We start from the raw sequence: 13,759 nt of genomic DNA on the forward strand, positions 1-13,759 counted from the left end.
CGTGCGAATGCTGAACGGCGTGCTTCTCGCCGGCGTCTAACGGACAGCCGTTCTGTTGTGCTGCTGTCACCCGCCCGAGGCCCTCATGAAGCTCCCCCTCATTGCTGCCCTAGCTTTCGCGGCCCTGACCGGCGTCGTCCACGCCGATGAGGCCGACAAGGTCCGGGAGACCACAAAGGCCGAAGCCGACGCCTTTAATGCGCGGCTCTATGCGGGGACGGCCAGCAACAAGTCCTATGCCTGTTTCGTCCGTCGCTACGATGCCGAGCATCTGGCGCGGCATCCCAAGCAGAAGGTGGCTTCCATGAAGCTGCTGATCTCGGCGGAAATCGACAACGAGGACAAGCAGCTGCACAACTCGTTCCGTCTGGGTTTTCGCTATCGCCATCGCTCCGGCGATTTCGACTCCAGCGGCTCGTGCGGCAGCCACGCGATGCTTCTCAGTCAGGGCGACGAGGTCCGCCTGGGCTGCGGCGTGGACTGCGAAGGCGGCGGGATCGAGATGGCGCTGTCCAGGGACAGCAAGTCCGCGATCGTCCGCCTCGAGCGGATCAGGGTCTGGCAGAACAACAAGCCGGACGACGACGCCGAGCAATCGCTGGTCGCCGGCGCCGACGACAGGATTTTCCGTCTCGACCGTACCGACAACAGCGAGTGCGCCTCGCTCGTGACCGACCGCAAGGAACTCGCCGCATTGCGCCACAAGTGATATCTGTCGCGCGAACTCAGTCCAGCCGAAGGAGATCGCCATGAACCGGCGGAACATCTTGTGGAGCGCCGTCTCGGCCCTGGGTGCGGCGCTGGGCGCCTCCAGCGCGAAAGCTGCGACGGAAGCCGGCTCGGGCAACAAGCTGAAGGTCGTCTATCATCTCAGCGATGCCGAGAAGGTCAATTTCGTCCTCGGTAACATCCAGAACCACATCGATGGCGTCGGTGGTCCCGAGCACGTGACCCTGGCGCTGGTGATCCACGGCCCGGCGCTGAAGGCGTTTCACTCGGCACAGGCCAGTCCCGATGTCAGCAAGCGCGTCGGCGAGTTCTCCAGGGACGGCGTCGAGCTCGCCGCCTGCGGCAACACGATGAAAGCCCAGAACGTCACGCTGAAGGAGCTCCTGCCCGGCTTCGTCAGCGCGGAGAACGGCGGCGTGGTTCGGCTGGCCGAACTGCAGTCGCAGGGATATTTGTATCTGCGGCCGTAGGGTTTGCGGAAAACGGCGCCACATTCTCCGTCATTGCGAGCGCAGCGAAGCAATCCAGACTTTCTCCGCGGAGACAGACTGGATTGCTTCGTCGCAAGGGCTCCTCGCAATGACGCGGAGAGGGCTGCGCCAGCCATCGCCGTAGCCTCCTGTCGCACTTGACTCACCGATAACTCACCAGTTATGCATTTATCCATAACTTCCCAGTTATGGATTGCCCATGTCCGCCGCCCACGACCTCCTGTTCCGGACGCTCGCCGATCCGACCCGGCGGGCGATCTTCGAGCGGCTGTGCCGCGAGGGGGAGCAGACGGTCGGGGCGCTGACGGCGCGATCCGGCGTGTCCCAGCCGGCGGTGTCGAAACATCTCGGCGCCCTGAAGCAGGCCGGCCTGGTGCGCGACCGCCACGAAGGACGCCAGACCCATTACAGCGCGCGGCCCGGTGCGCTCAATCCGCTGATCGACTGGACCGGCCAGATGGCTGCCTTCTGGCAGAACCGGCTCGACGCGCTCGACGATCTCCTGAAGAGGATGGACCAATGACCGAAACCGCGACGGAAAAGCGTTCAGTCGTCATCGAGCGCGAATTTGCCCATCCGGCTGAACGGATCTGGCGCGCGCTGACGCAGCCGCATCTGATCGAGGAATGGCTGATGAAGAACGACTTCAAGCCGACCGTCGGTCATCGCTTCAACCTGCGCGGCGAATGGGGCGGCGTGCTGGACTGCGAGGTGCTCACCATCGAGCCGCAGAAGACGCTCGCCTACACCTGGAATTTCTCGCACGAGGACGCCGCGTTCGACCTGAGGAGCGTCGTGACCTTCACGCTGACGCCGACGAACACTGGCACGCATTTGCGCGTCGAGCAGGCGGGCTTCAGCCCGACGCAGAAGCAGGCTTTCGGCGGCGCGCATGCCGGCTGGAAGCAGTTCTTGGCCCGGCTGGACGACGTGCTGGCGCGGGCAGGCTAGCTCCGCCGGCGCCAGCTTTCATAAGTTTCGAGGGAGGACCCAATGAGCACGCATATGTGGATTCGGCAGATTCATCGCTGGCTGTCGATGGCCTTCACGCTCGCGGTCATCGCCAACATCGTGGCGATGATCATGCAGGTCCAGGCCGTGTGGATCGGCTTCCTGGCGCTGGTGCCGCTGATCCCGCTGCTTGCGACCGGGCTCTATCTGTTCGCGCTGCCGTATGTCCGCCGCGGCACCCGCGTGAACGAGGCGTGATGATGAAGACGGCGAAGAAGACTGGCGCGAAGGACGCGAATGCGGCTTCGCCTTCCAAGATGATCGACGGCCGGATCAAGGAGCTCGGCGACTGGCGCGGCCAGATGCTGGCGCAAATCCGCGGCCTGATCAGGGAAGCCGATCCTGATGTGGTCGAGGAGTGGAAATGGCGCGGCGTTCCCGTGTGGGAGCACGACGGCATCATCTGCACCGGCGAAACCTACAAGGACGTGGTGAAGCTGACCTTTGCCAAGGGCGCGGCGCTGGAGGATCCGGCCCGGCTGTTCAATTCCAGCCTCGACGGCAACGTGCGGCGCGCGATCGATATTCGCGAAGGCGTAGAGATCAACGAGAAGGCGTTCAAGGCGCTGATCCGCGCGGCGGTGGAGCTGAATGCGAGCAAAGCGAAGAAAAAGCCCTAAGTGGTACCCTCTCTCCGTTCCCTCCCCCCTTGTGGGGGAGGGTCAGGGAGGGGGGTGCCACACGGGGACTCTATCCGCCCGCACACCGCAATCGATGCATCGTCAACAATCGACACCTATTGCTGGGCTACCCCTCTCCCTAGAGCGTTTCACTTTTTGATGGAAGCGTATCTAGCATTAGCGAAGTAGTTGCTGCATTCGCCGGGCAGAACGTTTCTGACCAGGTGGCCGATGTAGTCGCAGGCCTCGTCGATCGAGCGCTTCTGTGCGATGCGCATCCAGTGCTTGATCTTGGCGAAGACTTGCTCGATCGGGTTGAGGTCAGGTGAGTACGGCGGCAGGTACCATAGCCTTGCGCCGGCTTTCCGGATCATCTGCCGGACGGTTGGCGACTTGTGGCTACCAAGATTGTCCATGACGACGATGTCGCCCGGTTTGAGCACTTTGACGAGTTGCTGTTCGACGTAGGCGCGGAAGCTTTCGCCGTTGATCGGTCCGTCGAACACGCAAGGCGCGGTGAGCTGGTCGGCGCGTAGGGCACCGAGGAAGGTCAGGGTTCGCCAGTGACCGTGCGGTGCAAAGCCGCGCAACCGCTCGCCCTTGGATCCCCAGCCGCGCAGCGGGGCCATGCTGGTCTTGATCCAGGTCTCGTCAATGAACACCAGGCGGTTTGGATCGAGGCGATCCTGCAAGTTGCGCCAGCGTTGCCGTCGCCGCGCGACGTCGGCGCGGCCCTGCTCAAGGGCGAACAGTGTTTTTTTTGAAGCTGAGACCTTCGCGTCGCAGGAAGGTCCACACCGCCTGGTGCGAGACTTTCACGCCTCGCGCGGCAAGCTCGTCCTTCAGCCCGTGCAACGTGAGATGTGGCGTCTGCCTGATCCGCTCCACGATGAACGCTCGATGCGGCTCCAGAACCGGCTTGCGGTGACCGCCCACCTTGCCCGGCGCCACCGAACCCGTCGCGCGATAGCGCTGCCGCCACTTCACGACCGACGACACTGCAAGATCGAACCGGGCTGCCACAGCATGGCAACTCTCGCCCGATTCCACCGCCTTCACGGCTCGTTCCCGAAGATCATTCGAAAGAGGTCGGACCATCCGATGCTGGCCTCCGATCCAGCCAGCATCTTGAATCACAAACCGCCGCCCGACGGAATCCCTCCCGATTCAATTAATCGATGAACCGCACTAGCCCTCCCCCACAAGGGGGGAGGGAACGCACCTTCGTCGGGGCGCCAGCAGGGCCTCATCGTAGACCGCTAGACGCAGCCAGCCGCGTCACGCCACCGCCGCGGGAATCGGGCGCGGGCTGACGACGTATTCGCGCAGGACCTTGTCGTTGGCATCGACCTCGATCAGCGCGACGTCGTAGGTCCAGAGATCGGCGAGGTGCTGGAGCACGCGCTTGGCGTCGGTCTCGTTGAGCTGGGAGCCCTTGATGACGTGGTGATGCAGGATCAGCCGGCGGTCGCCGGCGAGGTCGACGTCGACCACCTCGATGTTGGCGTCGATGAAGCCAACATCGTGCTGCCGCGCCAGCTCGCGGCGGACGCGGCGGAAACCACGCTCGTCATGGATGGCATCGACGCGGATGCCGGCGCGCTCCTCGGGATCGTCGTGCAGATGGAACATGCGGAAGTGCCGCATCAATTTGGGACTCAGGAACTGGCCGATGAAGCTCTCGTCGCGGTAATTGGCCCAGACGTCGCGCAGCACGCCCATGACGTCGTTCTTGCCGGCGATGTCCGGGAACCATTCGCGGTCCTCGTCTTCCGGCCTGGTGACGATGCGCTCGATGTCCTGCATCACGGCAAAACCGAGCGCATAGGGGTTGAAGCCCGAGAAGCGCGGGTCGTCGAACTCGGGTTGGAACACCACATTGGTGTGCGATCCCAGGAATTCGAGGAAGTTGCCGTCGGTGATGCGGCCCTGCTCATGCAGCTTGGTCATGATGCGATAGTGGACGTAGGTCGCCGTCCCCTCGTTCATCACCTTGGTCTGGCTCTGCGGATAGAAATATTGCGCGATGTGGCGGACGATGCGCAAGAGCTCACGCTGCCAGGGCGCCAGCCGCGGCGCGCTTTTCTCCAGGAAATAGAGCAGGTTCTCCTGCGGCAGGCCGAGCAGCTTGCGGCGGCGCTCGATGCTGAGCGCGGACCGGCTCTTGGCGACGCCCTTGGGCACGGTGCGCCAGAGATCGTTGAAGACCTCCTCCTCATGCTGACGACGGCGCCCTGCCCGCTTCTCCTCGGCGCGCAGATCGAGCTTCTTCTTGCCGGGATAGCGGTCGATGCCGTGCGACATCAGCGCATGCGCGGCATCGAGCGTGCGCTCGACCTCGATACGGCCGTAGCGGTCCTCGCACTGCATGACGTAGTTCTTGGCGAAGTCGAGATAATCCAGGATGCCGTCGGCATCGGTCCACTGCTTGAACAGATAGTTGTTCTTGAAGAAATGGTTGTGGCCGAAGGCCGCGTGCGCGATCACCAGCGTCTGCATCGTCGCCGTGTTCTCCTCCATCAGATAGGAGATGCATGGCGAGGAGTTGATCACGATCTCATAGGCGAGCCCCATCAGGCCCTTGCGATAGGACGCCTCATGGAAAGCAAAGTGCTTGCCGAACGACCAATGCTTGTAGAACAAGGGCATGCCGACCGAGGAATAGGCGTCCAGCATCTGCTCGGCCGTGATGACCTCGATCTGGTTCGGATAGACGTCGAGCCCGAGATCCTTCAACGCCACCTCCTCGCAGGCATCGGTGATGCGCTGCAAGGTGCGGAAATCCCAATCGGCGCCTTCGAACAATCGTTCCGTCATGGAGCGGTCTTCTCCTGGGCAGTTTCGCGGCGCTGGAACAGGTCGTGGAACACCGGAAAGATCTCGCTGCGCTCCGAGACCTTGCGCATCGAGAGCGGTGCGCCGCTGTTGCGCAGGCGCTCGTAGAGCGTCCACAGCGAAGAGTCGGAAAGATCGAAGGCGCTGCCGCCTGCTTCCCCGACCTCGAGGTAGGCGAAGAACTGGCAGACCGGCAGGATCTTCTCCGTCAGCAGGAGCCCCGTGAGCTCGCCGTCGGAATAGGAATTGTCGCCGTCGGAGGCTTGCGCGGCGTAGATGTTCCAGTCCGACGGGTTGAAGCGCTCGCGCACGATCTCGTGCATCGCCTGGAGCGCGCTGGACACCAGCGTGCCGCCCGAGGCCGGGCCGTAGAAGAAGGTCTGCTCGTCCACCTCCTCGGCGCGATCGGTGTGGCGGATGAAGACGATCTCGACATGCTTGTAGCGGCGCTTCAGGAACACGTAGAGCAGCATGTAGAAGCGCTTGGCCAGATCCTTCATGTGTTCGGACATCGAGCCGGAGACGTCCATCAGGCAGAACATCACAGCCTGCGCGACGGGCTTCGGCACCGTCTCGAAGCGCCGGTAGCGGATATCGAGCGGATCGATGAAGGGAATGCGCTTGGACTTCGCCTTCAGCCTCTTGAGCTCAGCGACCAGCTCCGTGCGCTCGGCCTCGTCCGTGCATGCGGCGATGGCGGCTTCCAGCTCTTCGATCTCGTCCTTGCGGGGACGCTTGAGCGCAATGCGGCGCGCGAGCGCGAGCTTCACCGTTCGGCTCACCGAGATGTTGGCGGGCGAGCCCGACATGGTGTAGCCGGCGCGCTGGATGCCTTCGCTCTCGGTCTGCGCGATCTTGCGCTTGGCGAGATCCGGAAGCTCGAGGTCGTCGAGGAACAGATCGACGAACTCGTCGCGGCTGAGCACGAAGCGGAAGGCGTCCTCGCTGTCGCCTTCGCCGGGGCCGGAATCCTTGGCGCTACCCTGGCCGGAGCGCTGCAGATAGTCGCCTTCGACGAACTTCTTGTTGCCGGGCAGGACCATGTCCCGCGTTCCGCCTTCACGGCGGAAGCGCGGCTCGTGCATGCCGTCGAGCGGAATCGTGACCTCACCACCCTCCAGGACGTCCTTGATGTCGCGTTCCTGCGAGGTCTTCTTGACGGCGCCCTGCACCAGGGACTTGGCCCGACGCAAGAACCGCTGGCGGTTCTCAAGACTCTTGCCGCCTGGATTCAGGCGCCTGTCAATAATGTGGATGGGCACTTTTCCATTCGCCTCCCAGGCGCCTCAACCGGCCTGCTTCACGCGCATGTACCATTCGACGAGCCGGCGAACCTGACGCTCGGTGTAGCCGCGCTCCACCATGCGTGCGACGAACTCGCCGTGCTTCTTCTCCGTCTCGCCGTCCTTCTTCGACCCGAAGGAGATGACCGGAAGCAGGTCCTCGACCTGGGAGAATATCCGCTTTTCGATCACATCGCGAATCTTCTCATAGGAGGTCCAGGTCGGATTCTTGCCGCCGTTCTGGGCCCGCGACCGTAACGAGAATTTGACCACCTCGTTGCGGAAGTCCTTCGGGTTGGCGATACCCGCCGGCTTCTCGATTTTCGTCAGCTCCTGGTTCAAAAGCTCGCGATCGAGCAGCTGGCCGGTGTCGGGATCCTTGAAGTCCTGGTCCTCGATCCAGGCGTCGGCATAGTCGACGTAGCGATCGAACAGGTTCTGGCCATAATCCGAGTAGGATTCGAGATAGGCCTTCTGGATCTCGTTACCGATGAACTCGGCATAGCGCGGCGCCAGCTCCGCCTTGATGAATTCGAGATAGCGCTTCTCGGTCTCCTCCGGCAGCTGTTCGCGGCGGATCGCCTGCTCCAGCGCGTACATCAGATGCACGGCGTCGGCGGCGACCTCCTGCGGATCGTGGTTGAAGGTCGCGGCCAGGATCTTGAAGGCGAAGCGGGTCGAGACGCCGTCCATGCCCTCGTCGACGCCGGCGGCGTCGCGGTATTCCTGGACGCTGCGCGCCTTCGGATCGGATTCCTTCAGGCTCTCGCCGTCATAGACCCGCATCTTGGCGAACAGGGTGGAGTTCTCGTGCTTGCGCAGGCGCGACATCACCGAGAACCGCGCCAGCGTCTCCAGCGTCGACGGCGCGCAAGGAGCCGACGCGAGCTCGGAGCCCTGGATCAGCTTCTCGTAGATCTTCTGCTCCTCGGTGACCCTGAGGCAATAGGGCACCTTGATCACGCAGATGCGGTCGATGAAGGCTTCGTTGTTCTTGTTGGCCTTGAAGCTCGCCCACTCCGCTTCGTTGGAGTGCGCGAGGATCACGCCCGTGAACGGAATCGCCCCGATGTTCTCGGTGCCGATGTAGTTGCCTTCCTGCGTCGCCGTCAGCAGGGGGTGCAGCATCTTGATCGGCGCCTTGAACATCTCGACGAACTCGAGCACGCCCTGGTTGGCGCGGTTGAGGCCGCCGGAATAGCTGTAGGCGTCGGGATCGTTCTGGGCGTAGGTCTCGAGCTTGCGGATGTCGACCTTGCCGACCAGCGAGGAGATGTCTTGGTTGTTCTCGTCACCGGGTTCGGTCTTGGCGATCGCGATCTGGCGCAGCCGCGATGGCTGAATCTTGGCGACGCGGAACTGCGAGATGTCGCCGCCGAAGGCCTCGAGCCGCTTGTAGCACCACGGGCTCATCAGGCCGGTGAGACGACGGCGCGGAATGCCGTACTTCTCCTCCAGCATCGGACCGAGCTGATCGGGATCGAACAGGCTGAGCGGGCTCTCGAACACGGGCGAGAGCTCGTCGCCGGCCTTGAGCACGTAGATCGGCTGCACTTCCATCAGCGACTTCAGCCGCTCGGCGAGCGAGGACTTGCCGCCGCCGACCGGGCCGAGCAAATAGAGGATCTGCTTGCGCTCTTCGAGACCTTGCGCCGCGTGGCGAAAGAAACCGACGATGCGCTCGATGGTTTCTTCCATGCCGTAGAAGCCGGCGAAGGCCGGATAGGTGCGGATGGTGCGGTTCAAAAAAATACGGCCAAGGCGTGGGTCCTTGGCCGTGTCAATCGTCTGGGGCTCACCGATCGCCGCTAGCAGTCGTTCGGCCGCGTTCGCGTATTTCATGGGATCGCTTCGACACGATTCCAGATATTCCGCCATCGACATGTCGTGCTGGCTTCTCGCCTCGAACGACCGAGCGAAAGCGTTGAATAGAGAATCGTTGTACATGATCCCTCTCCGCGTGAGTTCCGCTACAAGCTGAAACGAAAGCAGTTACCGGACCGTTCCTCAGGCCGTTTCGAATCAGCGTGAGCACATGACGATCATTGGACACCCGGGTGCCAACTCGACGCAACGCACAACGTAGGCACTCCATGAGTTACGAACAGGCACATGCCTGTAATTTGTGCGAATCTTTGTCTATATTGGCTCATTTCCAGAAAATGTCACTCGGTCGCAACATCCGGGCATTCCCGGGGGTCGGCTCATCCGGCAATGCAGCATAGCGATCCGGGAGCGGCGATCTTATGACACTTGTACGGCGAAGCCTTGTACGGCGACGCCTGCACCTCGAAGCCTTGGGGACCGCGTTCATCTTCCTGCTGCAATGCAGTGCGCGGGCTTCTGGCCGCGTGACAGTCGCGGCAAGCGCGCAGCAGTGTATCAAAATCGGTCGCCAGGCGCTCCGACCGGATGACGATGCGATCATCCTGCGGCTGCTGCATTCTTCAACCGAAATGTTGGCGCGATGCCGACATAGTCATCGTCGTCTCGCCGTCGCCGAGACCATCCCGGCAGTCGATGGCGAGGCTTGCGCTGAGCAAGATCATGGCAAGGCCCGCCGCGACCAGCAGCCGCAGTCGCATCGACTGGAATTTGGAGATCGTGCGATGCGTCGACGCTGACCGCACACGCAAACCGTTGCTGGCTGTCGGCGACGGCCAGCGCCAAATCTTCACGACGTATGTGCGTGTGTTTCCCAGCATGGCCATTTGCGGCCACACAACATCACAACCGCCCGCCTGGATCGCCATGATCGCGACGGAGTTACACCGGAGAGTATGACGCTCATACCCTTGATTGGTTCCCTCCCGGGAGCATGTAAGCTACAGGATAGCGCGTCAGGACCGGCGCGGAAACCCCTCGTCCGCAGGCTTGGAGATAAATAGGCATCATGAATCCCGTCAAAGAACTGGAAAAGCACGGACAAGCGGTCTGGCTGGACTTCCTGGCCCGTGGCTTCATCGCCAAGGGCGACCTGAAGCGGCTGATCGACACCGACGGCGTCAAGGGTGTCACCTCCAATCCGTCGATTTTCGAGAAGGCGATCGGCAGCTCCGACGAATACGATGCTCCGATCGGCAAGGCGCTGAAGCGCGGCGACCGGAACGTGGCCGACCTGTTCGAGGCCGTCGCGGTCGAGGACATCCAGAACGCCGCCGATGTGCTCCGCCCGGTCTATGACCGCCTCAATGGCGGCGACGGCTATGTCAGCCTGGAAGTCTCGCCCTATCTCGCGATGGACACATCAGGCACGGTCACTGAAGCGCGGCGGCTCTGGAAGGACGTTGGTCGCAAGAACCTGATGGTGAAGGTGCCGGCAACGCCGGAGGGCCTCCCGGCGATCGAGCAGCTGATCGGCGAAGGCATCAGCATCAACATCACGCTGCTGTTCTCCAAGACGGTATACCTCGAGGTGGCCGAAGCCTACATCGCCGGTCTCGAAAAATACGTCGCGGGCGGCGGTGACCCCTCGCATGTCGCGAGCGTGGCAAGCTTCTTCGTCAGCCGCATCGACTCGGTTGTCGACAAGCAGCTCGACGAGAAGATCGCGCGCGCCAACGATCCATCCGAGAAGGAACGGCTCGCCGCGCTCAAGGGCAAGGTCGCGATCGCCAATGCCAAGCTCGCCTATCAGGACTACAAGCGCCTGTTCTCGGGGCCGCGCTGGGAGAAGCTCGCCGCCAAGGGCGCCAAGCCGCAGCGCATGCTGTGGGCCTCGACCGGCACCAAGAACAAGGACTACAGCGACGTCCTCTATGTCGAGGAGCTGATCGGCCCCAACACCATCAACACGGTGCCGCCGGCGACGCTTGATGCGTTCCGCGACCATGGCAAGCCGCGCGACAGCCTGGAAGAGAACATCGACGACGCAACGCGCGTGCTGGAGGAGCTGGAGCGCTCCGGCATCTCGCTCGAGGCGATCACCGAGGAGTTGGTCAAGGACGGCGTCAAGCTGTTCGCGGATGCCGCCGACAAGCTTTACGGCGCCGTCGCCCACAAGCGCGCGGTCGTGCTCGGGCCCGCGCTCGACCGCCAGGAGATCTCGCTCGGCGACGGGCTCGGCAAGGCCCTGGCTGAGAGCACCGAGAACTGGCGCGCCTCGGCCAAGATCCGCAGACTATGGCAGCGTGACAAGTCGGTCTGGACCGGCGCAGACGAGGACAAATGGCTGGGCTGGCTCGACAGCGCGGCCAAGGCCGACATTGCCGATTACGTGGACTATGCAGGCCGCGTGAAGGGTCAGAAATTCTCCGATGCCGTGGTGCTCGGCATGGGCGGATCGAGTCTCGGGCCCGAGGTGCTGGCCGAGACCTTCGGCAAGAAGCCCGGCTTTCCGAAACTGCATGTGCTTGACTCCACCGACCCCGCGCAGGTGCGGGCGATGGAGGCGAGGATCGACATCGCCAACACCGTGTTCATCGTCTCCAGCAAGTCCGGCGGCACCACCGAGCCGAATGCGATGAAGGACTATTTCCACGCGCGCGTTGCGCAGGCGGTCGGGCCGAAGGTGAAGACCGGCCATCGCTTCATCGCCGTGACCGATCCCGGCTCGTCGCTGGAGAAGGCGGCGAAGAAGCTGAGCTATGCGCGCATCTTCCACGGCGAGCCCTCGATCGGCGGCCGCTATTCGGTGCTCTCGCCCTTCGGCCTGGTGCCGGCGGCGACCGCGGGCGTCGACGTCAAGACCTTCATCAAGCATGCGCTTGCGATGGCCCGCTCCTGCGGCCCGGACGTGCCGCCAGCCGAGAACCCGGGGGTGCAGCTCGGCCTCGCCATGGGCCTCGCAGGCCTCGAGGGCCGCGACAAGGTGACGATCCTGGCCTCGAAGAAGATCGCCGATTTCGGCGCCTGGGCCGAGCAGCTCATCGCGGAGTCCACCGGCAAGGAGGGCAAGGGCCTGATCCCGATCGAGGGTGAGCCGCTCGGCGATCCCGGCGTCTATGGCAACGACCGGTTCTTCATCGACATCCGTGTCGACGGCGAAGCGGACGCCGCCCATGATTCCAAGCTTGCCGCGATCGAGGCGGCTGGTCATCCCGTGGTGCGCATCGTCATGAAGTCGATCGAGCATCTCGGCCAGGAGTTCTTCCGCTTCGAGATGGCGACGGCGGTTGCAGGCGCGATCCTCGGCATCAACCCGTTCGACCAGCCGGACGTGGAAGCGGCCAAGATCAAGACCCGCGAGCTCACTGCCGCATTCGAGAAGACCGGTGCACTGCCGGAAGAGCAGCCGGTGGTCAGCACGGACGAGGCAGACCTCTACACCGACGAGGCCAACGCCACGGCGCTGCGCGCGGCCGGCGCCAATGGCGATCTCACCTCCTGGCTGAAGGCGCATCTCTCCCGCTCGAACCACGGCGACTATGTCGCCCTGCTCGGCTACATCGCGCGCGACAAGGCGACGATCGACGCGCTCCAGGCCATGCGGTTGGAGGTGCGCGAGAAGCGGCAGGTCGCGACCTGCGCCGAGTTCGGGCCGCGCTTCCTGCACTCCACCGGGCAGGCCTACAAGGGTGGCCCCGACAGCGGCGTGTTCCTCCAGATCACGGCGGACGATGCCAAGGATCTGCCGGTGCCGGGTCAGAAGGCCAGCTTTGGTGTCATCAAGACGGCGCAGGCGCGCGGCGATTTCGACGTGCTCACCGAGCGCGGCCGGCGTGCGCTGCGCGTGCACCTGAAGGGCGGGCTCAAGAAAGGCCTCGCGGCGCTCAATGCGGCGCTCAACGACGCGCTGAACTAAGGGAATAATGCACATGCAACTCGGCATGATCGGTCTCGGCCGGATGGGCGGCAACATCGTTCGCCGCCTGATGCGCCAGGGGCATTCGACCGTGGTCTACGACAAGGACGCCAAGGCCGTCGCGGGCCTAGCGGCCGACGGAGCGGTGGGCTCGGCGACGCTGGAAGAATTCGTCGCGAAACTCGAGCGGCCGCGCGCGGCCTGGGTGATGCTGCCCGCAGGACGCATCACCGAGACGACGATCGAGACGATCGCGGGCGTGATGCAGGCAGGCGATGTCATCATCGACGGCGGCAACACCTTCTGGCAGGACGACGTCCGCCGCGGCAAGGCTCTGAAGGAGCGCGGCATCCACTATGTCGACGTCGGCACCTCGGGCGGCGTCTGGGGCCTCGACCGCGGCTATTGCATGATGATCGGCGGCGAGAAGCAGGTGGTCGACCGGCTCGATCCAATTTTCGCCGCGCTCGCGCCCGGCGCCGGCGACATTCCGCGCACGGAAGGACGCGATGGCCGCGATCCCCGCATCGAGCAGGGCTACATCCATGCCGGCCCGGTGGGCGCCGGGCACTTCGTCAAGATGATCCACAACGGCATCGAATACGGCCTGATGCAGGCCTATGCCGAAGGTTTCGACATTCTCAAGAATGCCAACATCGAGGCTTTGCCGGTGGATCACCGCTACGATTTCGATCTCGCCGACATCGCCGAAGTGTGGCGGCGCGGCAGCGTGATTCCGTCCTGGTTGCTCGACCTCACCTCGACGGCACTCGCCGACAGCCCCCAGCTGTCGGAGTACTCGGGCTTCGTCGAAGATTCCGGTGAAGGTCGCTGGACCGTGAATGCCGCGATCGACGAGGCAGTGCCTGCCGAAGTCTTGACTGCGGCGCTCTACACACGTTTCCGTTCCCGCAAGGAACACACCTTCGCCGAAAAAATTCTCTCTGCGATGCGTGCAGGGTTCGGCGGTCACAAGGAGCCGAAACAGTCGGGCGCAGCGAAGCCCAAATGAGATCGAGCGAGACGTAACAAGCGAAGGCCGACAAT

General features: G+C 63.4%; 14 protein-coding genes. 8 read left to right on the forward strand and 6 right to left on the reverse strand.

All coding sequences use genetic code 11. From position 1 onward, the window contains the following. The first annotated feature begins 85 nt into the window (after positions 1 to 85). From ABIG06_RS04400 to ABIG06_RS04425, 6 genes are all read left to right on the forward strand, one after another. Positions 86 to 709, forward strand: a complete 624-nt coding sequence (locus ABIG06_RS04400; protein WP_370134527.1) for a hypothetical protein — start codon at positions 86 to 88, stop codon at positions 707 to 709. A gap of 40 nt (positions 710 to 749) precedes the next feature. Beyond that, positions 750 to 1,199 carry a DsrE family protein gene (locus ABIG06_RS04405; RefSeq protein ID WP_124162539.1) on the forward strand — a complete coding sequence of 150 codons (450 nt, stop codon included), beginning with the start codon at positions 750 to 752 and terminating at the stop codon, positions 1,197 to 1,199. Positions 1,200 to 1,419: 220 nt separating this feature from the next. After that, positions 1,420 to 1,743, forward strand: coding sequence for an ArsR/SmtB family transcription factor (locus tag ABIG06_RS04410; protein ID WP_370134530.1), 324 nt, complete (start codon positions 1,420 to 1,422; stop codon positions 1,741 to 1,743). Continuing rightward, positions 1,740 to 2,171: an SRPBCC family protein gene (locus ABIG06_RS04415; protein ID WP_370134532.1), complete on the forward strand. Its 432-nt coding sequence runs from the start codon at positions 1,740 to 1,742 to the stop codon at positions 2,169 to 2,171. The genes ABIG06_RS04410 and ABIG06_RS04415 overlap by 4 nt, the downstream gene beginning before the upstream one ends. 42 nt (positions 2,172 to 2,213) lie before the next feature. Further along, positions 2,214 to 2,429, forward strand: coding sequence for a hypothetical protein (locus ABIG06_RS04420; protein WP_165935947.1), 216 nt, complete (start codon positions 2,214 to 2,216; stop codon positions 2,427 to 2,429). A gap of 2 nt (positions 2,430 to 2,431) precedes the next feature. Continuing rightward, positions 2,432 to 2,851 (forward strand): DUF1801 domain-containing protein, encoded by a 420-nt coding sequence (locus ABIG06_RS04425; protein WP_370140785.1) that lies wholly within the window; start codon positions 2,432 to 2,434, stop codon positions 2,849 to 2,851. 149 nt (positions 2,852 to 3,000) lie between these two features. Here the strand turns inward: ABIG06_RS04425 and ABIG06_RS04430 are convergent. The 6 genes from ABIG06_RS04430 to ABIG06_RS04455 all read right to left on the reverse strand — a co-directional run bounded on the left by ABIG06_RS04430 (position 3,001) and on the right by ABIG06_RS04455 (position 9,722). After that, positions 3,001 to 3,949 (reverse strand): IS630 family transposase gene (locus ABIG06_RS04430; protein ID WP_370134535.1). Its coding sequence is split into 2 segments (ribosomal slippage): positions 3,001 to 3,612 and positions 3,614 to 3,949, totalling 948 coding nucleotides; the frame shifts between segments, so codons are not numbered across the junction. Between the two features lie 180 nt (positions 3,950 to 4,129). Continuing rightward, a complete protein-coding gene (locus ABIG06_RS04435; protein ID WP_370134536.1) occupies positions 4,130 to 5,668 on the reverse strand; it encodes a SpoVR family protein in 1,539 nt (512 codons plus the stop codon). Continuing rightward, positions 5,665 to 6,942, reverse strand: a complete 1,278-nt coding sequence (locus tag ABIG06_RS04440) for a YeaH/YhbH family protein (RefSeq protein ID WP_370140786.1) — start codon at positions 6,940 to 6,942, stop codon at positions 5,665 to 5,667. The genes ABIG06_RS04435 and ABIG06_RS04440 overlap by 4 nt, the downstream gene beginning before the upstream one ends. A 30-nt stretch (positions 6,943 to 6,972) precedes the next feature. Continuing rightward, the gene (locus ABIG06_RS04445; protein ID WP_124162533.1) at positions 6,973 to 8,916 is read right to left on the reverse strand and encodes a PrkA family serine protein kinase; all 1,944 of its coding nucleotides are present in this window, start codon (positions 8,914 to 8,916) and stop codon (positions 6,973 to 6,975) included. A 257-nt stretch (positions 8,917 to 9,173) separates the two neighbouring features. Continuing rightward, the gene (locus tag ABIG06_RS04450; RefSeq protein WP_370134540.1) at positions 9,174 to 9,413 is read right to left on the reverse strand and encodes a hypothetical protein; all 240 of its coding nucleotides are present in this window, start codon (positions 9,411 to 9,413) and stop codon (positions 9,174 to 9,176) included. 3 nt (positions 9,414 to 9,416) lie between these two features. Next, on the reverse strand, positions 9,417 to 9,722 hold the full coding sequence (locus tag ABIG06_RS04455; protein WP_370134543.1) for a hypothetical protein: 306 nt from the start codon (positions 9,720 to 9,722) through the stop codon (positions 9,417 to 9,419). A 140-nt stretch (positions 9,723 to 9,862) separates the two neighbouring features. Between ABIG06_RS04455 and ABIG06_RS04460 the strand changes: the two genes are divergently transcribed. Together ABIG06_RS04460 and gnd are read left to right on the forward strand one after the other, a co-directional pair. Further along, positions 9,863 to 12,712, forward strand: a complete 2,850-nt coding sequence (locus ABIG06_RS04460; RefSeq protein WP_370134544.1) for a bifunctional transaldolase/phosoglucose isomerase — start codon at positions 9,863 to 9,865, stop codon at positions 12,710 to 12,712. 13 nt (positions 12,713 to 12,725) lie between these two features. After that, positions 12,726 to 13,724 carry a phosphogluconate dehydrogenase (NAD(+)-dependent, decarboxylating) gene (gnd, locus tag ABIG06_RS04465; RefSeq protein ID WP_370134547.1) on the forward strand — a complete coding sequence of 333 codons (999 nt, stop codon included), beginning with the start codon at positions 12,726 to 12,728 and terminating at the stop codon, positions 13,722 to 13,724. Positions 13,725 to 13,759 lie beyond the last annotated feature (35 nt).

Origin of the sequence: Bradyrhizobium sp. USDA 326, assembly GCF_049739485.1 — a bacterium.
Classification (GTDB): Bacteria; Pseudomonadota; Alphaproteobacteria; order Rhizobiales; family Xanthobacteraceae; genus Bradyrhizobium.

Bases quoted from the DNA above. Each gene is read 5' to 3' on its own strand.
- ABIG06_RS04450 (WP_370134540.1), bottom strand. From the start codon at position 9,413: ATGCAGCAGCCGCAGGATGATCGCATCGTCATCCGGTCGGAGCGCCTG.
- gnd (WP_370134547.1), top strand. From the start codon at position 12,726: ATGCAACTCGGCATGATCGGTCTCGGCCGGATGGGCGGCAACATCGTT.
- ABIG06_RS04445 (WP_124162533.1), bottom strand. From the start codon at position 8,916: ATGTACAACGATTCTCTATTCAACGCTTTCGCTCGGTCGTTCGAGGCG.
- ABIG06_RS04460 (WP_370134544.1), top strand. From the start codon at position 9,863: ATGAATCCCGTCAAAGAACTGGAAAAGCACGGACAAGCGGTCTGGCTG.
- ABIG06_RS04425 (WP_370140785.1), top strand. From the start codon at position 2,432: ATGAAGACGGCGAAGAAGACTGGCGCGAAGGACGCGAATGCGGCTTCG.
- ABIG06_RS04415 (WP_370134532.1), top strand. From the start codon at position 1,740: ATGACCGAAACCGCGACGGAAAAGCGTTCAGTCGTCATCGAGCGCGAA.
- ABIG06_RS04400 (WP_370134527.1), top strand. From the start codon at position 86: ATGAAGCTCCCCCTCATTGCTGCCCTAGCTTTCGCGGCCCTGACCGGC.
- ABIG06_RS04405 (WP_124162539.1), top strand. From the start codon at position 750: ATGAACCGGCGGAACATCTTGTGGAGCGCCGTCTCGGCCCTGGGTGCG.
- ABIG06_RS04455 (WP_370134543.1), bottom strand. From the start codon at position 9,722: ATGGCGATCCAGGCGGGCGGTTGTGATGTTGTGTGGCCGCAAATGGCC.
- ABIG06_RS04420 (WP_165935947.1), top strand. From the start codon at position 2,214: ATGAGCACGCATATGTGGATTCGGCAGATTCATCGCTGGCTGTCGATG.
- ABIG06_RS04435 (WP_370134536.1), bottom strand. From the start codon at position 5,668: ATGACGGAACGATTGTTCGAAGGCGCCGATTGGGATTTCCGCACCTTG.
- ABIG06_RS04410 (WP_370134530.1), top strand. From the start codon at position 1,420: ATGTCCGCCGCCCACGACCTCCTGTTCCGGACGCTCGCCGATCCGACC.